Consider the following 11997-nt stretch of genomic DNA (forward strand, 5'->3'; position numbering starts at 1 on the left):
GCTTATTTCAGATCGAAGCGATCCAGTTCCATCACTTTGACCCACGCCGCGACAAAGCTGCCTACGAAACGTGCGCTTGCGTCGTCTTGTGCAAAGACTTCTGCAATTGCGCGCAGCTGTGAGTTTGACCCGAAGACCAGATCGGCACGTGTCCCTGTGGCTGTAACCTGACCTGTGGCGCGGTCGATGGCCTCATACAGATTGTTTTTGCCTGCAACGGGTTTCCACTCAATGCTAGCGTCAAGCATACCTGTGAAGAACGCGTTGGTTAGTGTGTCAGCCGTATCACCAAACACACCGTGCTTGCTGCCGTCAGTATTGGCACCTAACACGCGCAAACCACCAACCAGAACAGTCATTTCTGGGGCTGAAAGGGTCAAAAGCTGTGCGCGGTCGACCAGAAGCTTCTCAGCTGGGACGTTGAAATCTTTTGGATGAAAGTTCCGGAAACCATCTGTTTCAGGCTCAAGTACATCGTAGCTTTCGACATCGGTATCGTCTTGTGAAGCATCCATGCGACCGGGTGTAAACGGCACTTCGATATCATGACCTGCGTTTTTTGCGGCTTGCTCGACGGCGGCGCCGCCACCCAGAACGATCAAATCAGCGATTGAGACTTTTTTACTGCCCGACTGTGCGTTGAATGTTGACTGCACGCCTTCCAGCGCCGCCAAAACTTTTGCTAATTGCGCAGGCTCATTGACGGCCCAGTCTTTGGCCGGAGCCAAGCGGATGCGCGCGCCGTTTGCACCACCACGGTTATCGGACCCGCGGAACGAAGACGCAGAGGCCCAAGCCGTTGAAACAAGCTCTGAGATGCTCAGGCCGGTGTCCAAGATTGCGGCTTTCAAAGATGCGATATCCGCAGCATCAACCAAATCGTGGTCAACCGCAGGGATCGGATCTTGCCACAGCAGGTCTTCGGCAGGAGCTTCGTCACCCAAGTAAAGTGACTTCGGGCCCATGTCACGGTGCGTCAGCTTGAACCAAGCGCGTGCAAACGCATCTGCGAATTCGGCCGGATTGTCCAAGAACCGCTGTGAGATCGGTGCGTAGATTGGGTCAAGTTTCAACGCCATATCGGCAGTCGTCATCATTGGCGCATGTGTAGATCCGTCATGGGCATCCGGCACTGCGTCTGACATTGCACCTTTTGCTGGCTTCCACTGGTTCGCACCTGCGGGGCTTTTTGTCAGCACCCACTCGTTGTTAAGTAGCGTTTCAAGGTAACTCATGTCCCAAGTGATTGGGGTAGGGGTCCACGCACCTTCGATGCCGCTGGTCGTTGTGTGAACGCCTTTTCCGCTTTCGAAATCATTGGCCCAGCCGAGCCCCATGGCTTCCATTGGGGCAGCTTCTGGTTCCGCGCCTACAAGCGCGGGGTCACCGGCGCCATGGCACTTCCCAAACGTATGACCACCAGCAACAAGTGCGACGGTTTCTTCATCGTTCATCGCCATCCGGCCAAATGTGTCGCGGATATCAAACCCGGAGGCGAGCGGATCAGGGTTGCCGTCTGGCCCTTCGGGATTCACGTAGATCAGACCCATCTGCACTGCCGCGAGAGGGTTTTCCATTTCGCGATCGCCAGAATAGCGGCTGCCTTCTTTGTCGGATGTCGCCAGCCATTCGGTTTCAGCACCCCAATAGATATCTTCTTCGGGTTCCCAAACATCAGCGCGGCCACCTGCAAAACCAAAGGTTTCAAAACCCATCGATTCGAGCGCGACGTTACCTGCAAGGATCATCAGATCGGCCCAAGAGATATTATTGCCGTACTTTTGTTTGATCGGCCACAATAGGCGGCGGGCCTTATCAAGGTTGCCGTTATCTGGCCAGCTATTGAGCGGCGCAAAACGCTGTGTCCCTGTGCGCGCACCGCCACGACCGTCTGCATTCCGGTAAGTCCCGGCGCTATGCCACGCCATACGGATAAAGAATGGACCATAGTGACCATAGTCTGCAGGCCACCAGTCTTGGCTGTCTGTCATCAACGCGGTCAGATCAGCTTTTAGCGCTTTCAGATCAAGCGCTTTGAATGCTTCAGCATAGTCGAAATCAGCGCCCATTGGATCAGCCGCTGGCGTGTTTTGGTGCAAAATGCGTAGATTTAGCTGGTTCGGCCACCATTCACGGCTTGCGCGCCCTGAAATAGTTGTGTGGGCTGCGCCACCATGCGCAACGGGGCATTTCCCGATGTTATCTCCGTCCATGTTTTTCTCCGATTCTGGCTGAGCTTTAGCTACTTACGGCGTCGATCATTCAACGCTGTTAAGATCAGGCTAGCATGATTTTATAATTAGTTTAAGTTGCATTTTCCGATCAGAGTGATAACTTTAGGTTATGAATAATGTCACGCTTAAGCAACTGCGCTATTTCGAGGCCTTGGCGCGTCACGCCCATTTTGGCCGCGCGGCCGAGGCATGCGCAATTTCACAGCCCGCGCTTTCCGTGCAGATCAAAGATCTCGAAGAAAGCTTAGGTACGGCACTGTTTGAGCGTAGCTCGCGGCACGTGCAGCTTACGCAGTTTGGCCAAGATTTTGCTGGGCGCGCACGTGCGATTCTGCAATCGGTTGACGAGCTGGGTGAAATGGCACGTGCAGCGCAAGGGGAGCTGAACGGCCGTTTGCGCATTGGGGTGATTCCCACAATTGCTCCCTATCTTTTGCCGCAACTGATCGCGCGCTTGGACAAAACCTACCCGAATCTCGATGTACAAATCCGCGAAACGGTGACGCCGCGCCTGATTGAAGAGCTTGCAGAGGGGCGGATTGACACCGCAATTGTTGCCTTGCCCGTTTCGGAACCCTGGATGACAGAAGTTCCACTGTTCGATGAACGTTTGGTTTTGGTGCGCCACGAATCACAAGACGGCGGTCCTTGTCCAGATGTCGAAGCGCTGCGTCTTATGCGGTTGTTGCTGCTCGAAGAGGGGCATTGCTTTCGTGACCAAGCTTTGTCGTTCTGCAATTTCCAAACCTCTGTTCCGCGCGACGGCTTAGATGGGAGTTCCCTGTCGACGTTGGTGCAAATGGTTGGCGCGGGCATTGGCGTGACACTGATCCCCGAGATGGCAATCCCCGTCGAAACCCGTGCCGCCCCGGTGTGCATCAGTCACTTCCAAAACCCCGAGCCGTCCCGCACTGTTGGCATGATCTGGCGTAAAACGAACCCGCTTACGGCGCAATTTGCAGAACTATCTGAGCACGTAAAGGAAGCTGCGAAAGTGCGTTTGGACACGTTTAACGTGAAATTCAGTTCTTGATATTACATATGTCCGAACTATCGTTTGGGCATAATTTATCGGGATTTCACAGTGTCGGACACCAATCATTCCTTGGGGATGCAGTCCACCGGCTATGCCTTTCGCGACTTTGTCGCATGGAGCCTTGTTGGTCTGCTTCCATGGTTGCTCTATTTGCAGCTCGCGCATGTTTTGCCTCTGCACCAGACAGAATTCCTGTGCTTTGCGCTTGCGGCAATTGTCATGTGGATATTCCGATTGACGCCGGATTTTGTGCCCGGATTGGCCTTGCTATTGATCGTGGTGCTGCTTGGGATCGTGCCCCGCGAAATCGCGTTTAGCGGGTTCTATTCGCAGGTCTTTTTTCTGATATTTGGTATATTTGTGCTGGCAGCACTGCTTGCTGAAACCTCTTGGTTGAACAAGTTAGAAGCGGTGCTGGTACGTAAGAACGCGTCGTTCCCGACCAGGCTGCTGGCCGTTGTTGCATCCGGGGTTTTGCTCACGCTTGTGGTGCCGTCACCGCTCGGGAGGGCAAGCATGGTGCAGCCGCTTGTGCATCGGTTTTTTAGGGCCAACCGTGCGGGAAACAATAGCTTTCTTGCATTGGCGCATATTCATGGCGCGACGCTGCTTTCGACCATCATCTTGACCGGAAATCCGTTGAACTTTGTGCTGCTTGGCATGCTCGATGACCAGACCAGCAATCGGTATCAATGGTTAGGGTGGTTGCAAGCGGCGAGTGTCGCAGGATTGGTGATCGCGGTCGGGTTTGCGGCTGCGCTGTTTGTCTTTGCTGTCAAACGCGGGGCCGGTACAGGCGCGCAAGCGGCCGATGCCGCAATCGACGTACAGGCGAACCCGATGAGAGATTGGGCAACGCTTGGGCTCTATGCATTTTTGCTGGTTGCGATCCTGACACGCCCTATCCATCAGGTCCCGCTTGAATGGATTGTGCTGTCACTGGCAATGGCTGTGTTCTTTTTCTCGGGGCTTACTTTGTCAAACCTGCGGAGCCGGTTTGACTGGCCCACCCTGATTTTTGTCGCCACCGTTGTCGCATGGGGGCCGATGTTAGATCACCTTGGGCTTAGCCAATGGTTGGCAGACCAGATGCCAATTCTCGTTCCCGTTTTTGAGCGTAATCTTTACCTCGGATTTGCGATTACAATGGCAGGGGTTTTTGTGATCCGGCTTGCCGTGCCGGGCGCACCGGCCTTCATCATTCTTGCCAGCGCCTTGCTGCCGTTTGCGGAAACCATTGGGATCTCCCCTTGGGTGCTTGGCTTTACGATTCTTACCGTGTCCGAAGGGTTTATCTGGCCTTATCAGCACGGCGTTTTTTCGCAAAATGTGACGACGCTTGACGCCGAGCGCACCGCGTATCGGATGTCGTCACTCATTATCATTAATATCTTCTTTTACCTGCTCCGCTGTGGAGCGGTTTTCCTAAGCATTCCGTTTTGGAAAGCACTGAACCTGATCTAGAGGCCCCGATGAAACAATTTTTCGCCGTTGCAAAATACGTCGTGATTGCAGCCCTCCTGGTTGTGGTTGGACGGCTCGTGCTGACGCAAAACAATGAGCAGGCCAAAATATTGGTCGTACATTCCTATAATAACGACCTTGCGTGGGTGAACGATGTTGAGGGTGGCATTCGCCGTGCCATTGGGGCCGGCCAAGCGTCGGATGGTCCGCGGCTTAACGTGCGGACCCACTATATGAATTTGCGCAATCACCCGGATTGCAATTTCTACAAAAACGCAGCGGCCGAAGTACGGTTTACGCTAGATGATTGGAAGCCAGAGGTCATCATTTTGGTTGATGATCTTGCGCAGGCCCTGGTTGGATTTAACCATTTAATACTGGACGAACCCGCGGACCGCTACGCCTTGGCTCAGGACTTAAACGATTGGATTTCCGGCGGGCGCTGTGCCACGCCAGCGCTCGATTTCTTTGGGCTTGATGATCCGGGCGACACGCCACTGCCCGAGCTTGTTTTTGCAGGGGTCAACGGCAGCGTTGCGCATTACGGCTATGATCAGGCAAGCAATGTTTCGGGTATTTTTGAACGTAAAAATTACGCTGCTTTGATCGAAACGCTTATCGCGCTTGAACAGGCATATCCGGGCGATGTGGCGGGAATCATGATGCTTAACGACGCCTCCCCGACGGCGATCACAGAAAATCAAAATTATCGGGCGGAAGATTGGTCACCCTTCGTCGCTGAACCGCCAGTCAATGCTGCCAGTATTGCAGAATGGGAGGATGCTGTCGCACTGGCAAATGAGCGTGATCTAATGCTGTTGATTGCGAACTATCAAAACGTGTCGGACGCGAATGGTCAGCCAGTCGCCGCAGAAGACCTGATCGCATGGACCGAATTGAACGCGAAATTGCCAGTTTTGGGCGTGAATACCCGCTTTGTGGCGGATGGCGGTATGATGACGGTAGCAATCGCGGGATCCGAACAAGGAGAGGTCGCGATGGAGCTTGCTTTGGCGGCTTTGAATGGCGCAACAGTGCGGCCGCAACGTGAAGCGAAGCAATTCCTGATCGGTATGAACCAAAGCCTGGTCCGCAAGCGCGGTTTGATACTGCCCGCAATTTACGAGGCATTTAGCCGTGAAATTGGAAGCTTTGTGCCCGTCGTGGCCCAGCTTTATGTCGTACAAGATGGAGACAGTGAATGAGCGCGCTTGACCCGATCCCACCGATGCATTTGAAAGCCCTGCTTTTTGATTTTGATGGTGTGTTGATAAACAGTCTTCCTGTGATGAAGCGCGCGTTTTTTGCGGCGCTGGAGGAGGTCTACCCAAACCGAACCATGCCGCATGAGGCGCTATTTGAGGAGTATCAAAACTATCTTGGTATGGGGTTCCCGCAAATTATGCGAAACCTCGGGCTTTCGCACGACATGTTTGAGCCGTTTCGCAAACACAGCCGAAAGCTTGCCCCCAACGTTCAGCTTTACGATGGCGCGGTCGATCTTCTTTCATGGGCGCGCGGCAAAGGTTTGCTGCTGGGTATTGCGACGGGAAAGGATTACGAACGGACTATTGAACTGCTCGAGCAATTGCAAATTCGCGACTATTTTTGTGCGGTCTATGCCAGCGACCGTGTGGGCGCACCCAAACCGGCCCCCGAAATGGCCCAGCGGTTCGCGCGCGACAATCAATTGATGATGTCGGATTTCATCCTTGTTGGCGACGCGTCCGCGGATATTCGGTGCGGCCAGGCTGCAGGGTGCCGCACGGCTGCCGCGGCTTGGGGCTACACAGCGCGATCTACGCTTTGTGCGCTTGGCCCCACCTATGTGTTTGACAGCCCAGCCGATGCGCAGGCGCAGCTTGATCCGATGATACTTTCGCAAGAATGGGCCCAAAGATGAAATGGTTTTTCGCGATTTGCGCTGCCTTCATGATCGCCACTGGGCCTGCAGTGGCACAGCAACATTGCCCGGATGTCTCGGTGGATGTCTCGGACGGGCCCCTGATTGTCGGGACTAAATTTGCGCCGCCATTTGTGATGGGATCAAAGGATGCGCCCGAAGGGCTTTCGGTTGATTTTTGGGAACTTATCGCGGGTTGCTTAGGTCTAGGGCCGTCAGATTATTCTTATGTGGAATTCGGCACCAACGCCGAACTCGTTCTGGCAACCTCTGCGGGGCACGTGGACTTGGCGCTGTCGAATCTGCCGCTGAACGTCGCGCACGAACAGATCGTTGATTTTGCATTCCCTTATTTCGAAGCCTCGCTGGGGTTAATCGTGCCTGATCGGAGCAGGGGCGCTAATTTTGCCGTCCTTCTGGGGCGCATTTTCCACTCAAATATCTTGATGATTGTTGCGGGCCTTCTTGGCTTTATGGTCTTTGTTGCGCTGATCTATTGGTGGATGGAACGACGCAGTGGCAATGAATTTTTCACGCAAGGGCCGCTTTCTGGGCTATACCGGGCGATGATTTGGTCCGCGCTTTTGGTGTTTCAGGGACAAGGCAACCCGTTTGAGCTCCGGTCTCGGTTTGGCCAACTCTTCGTGCTATTGCTGATGTTCGTCGGGGTTACGATTATTTCCAGTTTCACAGCGATTATCACGTCAAGCCTGACCTTGCAGGCGCTTGAGCCAGAGCTGAACACCGTTGCTGATCTTGAAACCCGTAGCATTGCGGTGATTAGCCAAAGCGAAGCAGCCACTTGGACCGATGAGGCGGGTATCACCGTAAAATCAATGCGTGCTTTTTCTCAGGTGCAGCGTGATATTGACGAAGGTGCGATTGATGCCTTTATGCATGACGATGCGGTTTTGCGGTATTTGGTGAATGATCGGATTTTGACGGGTGTGAAGCTAGCCCCTTTGACCGTTGCGCCGAACCGCTACGCTGTTGCCTTGCCACCAAATAGTGCGCTGCGCGAACCGATCAATCTCACATTGTTGACCATCTTGGATGACCCGATCTGGCAGAACATTCAGCAAGATTACTTTGGCACGCGCTGACTTGCCCACGATGGCCCGCCCGCTATGCTGCGCGTAAGCCATAGGACAAATCGCGATGTATAAGACAAACCCGCTGAACCCGATGCTCAGCGCAGATATTGATCTGTTTACGCTGTGTCATAGCGATACCGCGGCTGAACAGGGCATTCATAATCTGCCGCCAGATGCGCGGGTCGTCAAAAACCTGACCCGGCTATGCCAAGAGGTTTTACAGCCCGCGATTACACATTTTGACCTGCCACTTTTTGTGACCAGCGGCTATCGTTGCCCGCAATTGAATGCTGAGATTGGCGGCCTGCCACAATCGCAACATTTATATGGTGAGGCCGCAGATATCATGATGGGTGGGATCGCCAATGATACACTGGCATTTTGGATGGCCGAGAATACGGATTTTGATGAAATTATCCTCGAAAAGTTTGATCCGCGTTGCGGCGAATACGGCTGGGTGCATGTGTCTTGCACCGCCGACCAAAACCGCAATAAACTGTCGACCTTTGACGGTGACAGCTTTCACGATGGGTTTCACTATTTTGATCTAGCGCGGAAGTAGATGCGCCCCTTGGGGTACGGGATCGTCAAATGTTTTGAGACTATCGTTGATCGCTTCTTCGACAAGATGCTGGATCAGTTCTGAAAACAAGAGCGGCGGATCGGCTGCTTCCCACAAAAAGAACCCATATGATCCGGGGATCGGGTTGATTTCGTTGAACCAAAGTTCGCCTGTTTGATCGTCCACCATAAAATCAATCCGTGGCGCGCCGCGTAGGCCTAACACAGAAAACGCCGCTGACGCATATTCATAGATGCGGGCTTGCAGCCCTTTCGGAATGTCAGGGTTAATGTCGCGTGTTAGCGAGAGCATGCCTTGTGATGGCACGGGTCCGTTGCCAAGTTTTCCACCTTTTTTCGGCGGGCCACCATCACCTGAGGCAAGGTACTTTTCTTTGAAGTCGAGCAAATCAGCCGAGGATTTTGGCCGTTCAATCGCGGAATGGTAAATCTGTCCGTCACGGTAGGTTAGCGCGACATTATATTCGACCAGATTTTGCACCTTTGGTTCGACCAGCGCAAACCCATCTTGACGCAACACGGCTTGGCTTAGCGCGATCAGCGTTTCGTCGTCGCTGGCGATCCCCACCCCGATGCTGGACCCAAGGTTGGCAGGTTTCACAATGGCTGGGTAGCCGATCTGTTGGGCGACTTTTTGACCGAATGCTTTGGGATTTTGGAGCGTCGCATGGTTGGCCACCACGTGATCCACGACATTGACGCCGACGGTTTTTACAATCGCTTTGGTGGCGTCTTTGCGCATCGCGATGGCGGAATTTGTGGCATTAAACCCAGTCACCGGAATACCCAGCAATTCCATCATGCCTTGAATGCGGCCATCTTCGCCGTAAGGTCCGTGGAATACAGGCAGGACGCAGTCGATGTTGTGGAAATTGCTGCCATCCATATTGCGCAGACACGGGCCATTGTCGCCCCAAGCAAAGATCACTTGTTTCAATCCGCCGGGCCGCGGCCGATACGCACCAAGGTCGCGCAGGCGCGCGCCATGCATAAACCGCCCTTCAAAGTCGAGATAAACAGGGATGATGTTCAGTTTGCGCAAGTCAGACGCGTCCATCAACTGTTGGGCGCTGACAACGCTGACGTCGTGTTCTTGGGTTGGGCCGCCAAAGACAACTGCGATATTTAGCTTGGTCACTGTCTACTGTCCTAGAATATCATTTAGCTCAGTGATAGTTGTAGGGGGACGGGCAAGCAAGCACCACTCTACGCGGTGCCAAGAAGATAAAAGGTGAATGCGCATGAAGCCAATCGCGAGCGTCGAGTTAGGTCAGCCTGATGGGCTGGTTGTCGTCTTTGCCCATGGCTGGGGGCGAACCCATGCGGATTTTCTGCCGGTTGCGGAGCTGATTGCAGGGCAGGCACGCTGCATTCTGTTTGATTTGCCGGGTTTTGGAGACACGCCCCGCCCGGATGATGCATGGGATACGCACGACTATGCGGATTACATGCGTGATGTTTTGGCCGAAAAGATCGGTGACCAACCTTATATTTGGGTTGGGCATAGTTTTGGCGCACGTGTCGGTCTGCGGCTTGCCGCGCAACCCAACAGTCCAATATCGCAATTGGTTGTTGTGGCAGGGGCAGGGGTGAAGCTACCGCGCTCGCTTTGGCAGCAATTGCGCGGCCAATTGCGGAGTGTGCAGTTCAGACGCAAAAAAGCGCAGGCCGCGGATCAGACCCAGATTATTGAGCTCGAGAAAATCTATGGCAGCGCTGACTATATACATAGTCGCGAAATTGGCATGCGCGATATCTTTTTGCAGACCGTCAAAGAGGACCAAAGCAATGACGTCGGCCGGATCATCGCCCCGACGCATTTGATTTACGGGGCCAAGGACACAGCCACCCCACCTGCCGAGGGCCGCGTGCTGCACGCCCGCATTCCGAACTCGGTATATATAGAGTGTCCTGCATTTGATCACCTGTCGATACTGACACGCGGACGCCACCAGATTGCAAACGTGCTTAAAGATATCCTGACCGAGGCCCGCACATGATCATTCTCGTGAAACTGATTTTTCTGGGCGCCTTGGGCTATCTATTGAAAATCCGGCTGCGCACCTTGCTCGCGTATTTCCAGCAAGAAGAATACGACGGCGCGCGCTATGTCGGTGCCCTGCAAACGGTGCGTCTATATGATGTCCGTGCGAGCTTGGTCATTCTGGTCGCCTTTGGTCTGATGCTGTTGAACGCACCGGGCGTCGTGCTGTTGATCGCGGCCGGGGCGCTGGGGATGATCGCGTGGTCGGAAAACCAGTATCGTTTTAAGAAACCTCTGGCGATGACCGAACGGGCGCGCCGGATTTACCTGCTTGCGGGTGGGTTCCTGATCTTGCCGCTTCTAATCAGCTTTTACTGGATCATTTTTGCGGTGGTCGCCATTCATCTGGCCCCATTCGCATTGATCGCCGCGAACCAAGTGCTGGCACCTTTCCAGCAACGCATCAATGATAAGTATATAGTAGAGGCGCGCGAGAAACTCGCGCGGATGGATCCGCAGCGCATTGGCATTACGGGCAGCTTCGGTAAAACTACGGTCAAACATATCCTTGCCGAAATCCTCGAAGGCTCCGCACCTGTCTTTTATAGCCGCGGCAGTATTAACACTGTCTTAGGGCTGACACGTCATATTCGTGGGCGTCTGCAATGGTCGCATAAATATTTCATCGCCGAGATGGGCGCATATGGTGAAGGCTCAATCGATCGACTTTGCGAATTCGTGCAGCCCAACCTGGGTATCGTGACCGCCGTCGGTGATGCGCATACCGAACGCTTTGGCAGTATTGATGCGATTGCGCGCGCGAAATCGGAACTGGTTGCTTATGTTTGTGGCAATGGCGGCACTGCTGTGATCAATGCCGAGGTGTTGCGCCACGCGCCGTTTGCAGCGCTAAAGGAAGAATACGGCGCGCAGGTGATCACGGTCGCCGCTGAAAACGCCGACGTAATTGTAAATGCGCAGCCTGCCGCAGGTGGCGGGTGGACGATTGGCTTGCATTGGGTTGATGGCGCACATGGCGATGTCAGTTTTGAATTGCCACTGCTTGGGGATCATAACGTGATGAACGCGGCTTTGGCTGTTGTGCTGACATTGCATGTTGATCCGGGGTTGCTGGATGATCTGCCCTATTTCACCAAAACGGTCTCGCAAATCCCGCACCGCCTCCAAAAAGTCGAAAGCCACGGCGCGCCACTGATCCTTGATGATGCGTATAATGCGAACGAGCTGGGCTTTAAGTCTGCGGTTGCCACATTGCATGACCTTGCAATGGAACGCGGGGGACGGGCTATCTTGGTCACGCCGGGCGTCGCGGAGCTTGGGATGGAGCATGACGCGGTGCACGGGCGGCTCGCACAAACCTGCAATGAATTTTGCGACACTATATATATAGTGAGCCCGAGCCGTATTCGTGCCTTTGCGGATGGCCTTGATCGCGGCCGTGTGAATGTAATCGAAGTGGCGTCCTTTTATGAGGCACGCGCCAAGATCGACGCAGATATAACGGCGCAGGATGTCGTTCTTTATGAAAACGACCTTCCTGATCTCTTAGAGGAACAACGATTCCTTTGAGGGCGCGAAAGTTGGACCAAGCATCGCGGATCCCGGCCTATTGGTCGGGGTTTTTGATTCTTATGGTGATGATTCCGAGAATCTGAGCCAGGATTGGTGTGATTCACGTG

10 protein-coding genes are annotated in these 11997 nt (G+C 53.9%); 8 read left to right on the top strand and 2 right to left on the bottom strand.

The genetic code is table 11. From position 1 onward, the window contains the following. Nucleotides 1–2: 2 nt before the first annotated feature. Nucleotides 3–2213 (bottom strand): catalase/peroxidase HPI, encoded by a 2211-nt coding sequence (katG, locus tag DS901_RS11295; RefSeq protein WP_113777057.1) that lies wholly within the window; start codon nt 2211–2213, stop codon nt 3–5. A gap of 130 nt (nt 2214–2343) precedes the next feature. Between katG and DS901_RS11300 the strand changes: the two genes are divergently transcribed. Genes DS901_RS11300 through DS901_RS11325 form a run of 6 tightly spaced genes read left to right on the top strand, consistent with a single transcriptional unit; the run spans nt 2344 to nt 8293 of the window. Next, entirely contained in the window at nt 2344–3267 is a 924-nt protein-coding gene (locus tag DS901_RS11300; protein ID WP_113777058.1) for a LysR substrate-binding domain-containing protein, read from the top strand. Nucleotides 3268–3318: 51 nt separating this feature from the next. Then, complete coding sequence (locus DS901_RS11305; RefSeq protein ID WP_147249909.1) at nt 3319–4734, top strand: SLC13 family permease; 1416 nt, start codon at nt 3319–3321, stop codon at nt 4732–4734. 8 nt (nt 4735–4742) lie between these two features. Continuing rightward, nucleotides 4743–5939, top strand: coding sequence for a hypothetical protein (locus DS901_RS11310; RefSeq protein WP_113777060.1), 1197 nt, complete (start codon nt 4743–4745; stop codon nt 5937–5939). Then, nucleotides 5936–6637 (top strand): HAD-IA family hydrolase, encoded by a 702-nt coding sequence (locus DS901_RS11315; RefSeq protein WP_113777061.1) that lies wholly within the window; start codon nt 5936–5938, stop codon nt 6635–6637. The genes DS901_RS11310 and DS901_RS11315 overlap by 4 nt, the downstream gene beginning before the upstream one ends. After that, nucleotides 6634–7740 carry a transporter substrate-binding domain-containing protein gene (locus DS901_RS11320; RefSeq protein ID WP_181820840.1) on the top strand — a complete coding sequence of 369 codons (1107 nt, stop codon included), beginning with the start codon at nt 6634–6636 and terminating at the stop codon, nt 7738–7740. The genes DS901_RS11315 and DS901_RS11320 overlap by 4 nt, the downstream gene beginning before the upstream one ends. Before the next feature lie 55 nt (nt 7741–7795). Beyond that, a complete protein-coding gene (locus DS901_RS11325; RefSeq protein ID WP_113777063.1) occupies nt 7796–8293 on the top strand; it encodes a D-Ala-D-Ala carboxypeptidase family metallohydrolase in 498 nt (165 codons plus the stop codon). Here DS901_RS11325 and DS901_RS11330 read toward each other — a convergent pair. Then, the gene (locus tag DS901_RS11330; RefSeq protein WP_113777064.1) at nt 8279–9451 is read right to left on the bottom strand and encodes an ATP-binding protein; all 1173 of its coding nucleotides are present in this window, start codon (nt 9449–9451) and stop codon (nt 8279–8281) included. The two genes, DS901_RS11325 and DS901_RS11330, sit on opposite strands and share 15 nt — an antisense overlap. Nucleotides 9452–9554: 103 nt before the next feature. On the opposite strand from DS901_RS11330, the gene DS901_RS11335 reads away from it, so the two are divergent. Both DS901_RS11335 and DS901_RS11340 read left to right on the top strand, forming a co-directional pair. Next, nucleotides 9555–10313, top strand: a complete 759-nt coding sequence (locus DS901_RS11335) for an alpha/beta fold hydrolase (protein ID WP_181820841.1) — start codon at nt 9555–9557, stop codon at nt 10311–10313. After that, entirely contained in the window at nt 10310–11887 is a 1578-nt protein-coding gene (locus tag DS901_RS11340; RefSeq protein ID WP_113777066.1) for a Mur ligase family protein, read from the top strand. The genes DS901_RS11335 and DS901_RS11340 overlap by 4 nt, the downstream gene beginning before the upstream one ends. The last annotated feature ends 110 nt before the right edge of the window (nt 11888–11997 follow it).

The sequence above is a fragment of the Loktanella sp. D2R18 genome, from assembly GCF_003318235.1.
Lineage (GTDB): Bacteria > Pseudomonadota > Alphaproteobacteria > Rhodobacterales > Rhodobacteraceae > Yoonia.

Excerpts from the sequence above, each read along its gene's own strand:
- DS901_RS11340 (WP_113777066.1), top strand. The coding sequence starts at position 10,310 with ATGATCATTCTCGTGAAACTGATTTTTCTGGGCGCCTTGGGCTATCTA.
- DS901_RS11310 (WP_113777060.1), top strand. The coding sequence starts at position 4,743 with ATGAAACAATTTTTCGCCGTTGCAAAATACGTCGTGATTGCAGCCCTC.
- DS901_RS11315 (WP_113777061.1), top strand. The coding sequence starts at position 5,936 with ATGAGCGCGCTTGACCCGATCCCACCGATGCATTTGAAAGCCCTGCTT.
- DS901_RS11335 (WP_181820841.1), top strand. The coding sequence starts at position 9,555 with ATGAAGCCAATCGCGAGCGTCGAGTTAGGTCAGCCTGATGGGCTGGTT.
- DS901_RS11300 (WP_113777058.1), top strand. The coding sequence starts at position 2,344 with ATGAATAATGTCACGCTTAAGCAACTGCGCTATTTCGAGGCCTTGGCG.
- DS901_RS11325 (WP_113777063.1), top strand. The coding sequence starts at position 7,796 with ATGTATAAGACAAACCCGCTGAACCCGATGCTCAGCGCAGATATTGAT.
- katG (WP_113777057.1), bottom strand. The coding sequence starts at position 2,213 with ATGGACGGAGATAACATCGGGAAATGCCCCGTTGCGCATGGTGGCGCA.
- DS901_RS11320 (WP_181820840.1), top strand. The coding sequence starts at position 6,634 with ATGAAATGGTTTTTCGCGATTTGCGCTGCCTTCATGATCGCCACTGGG.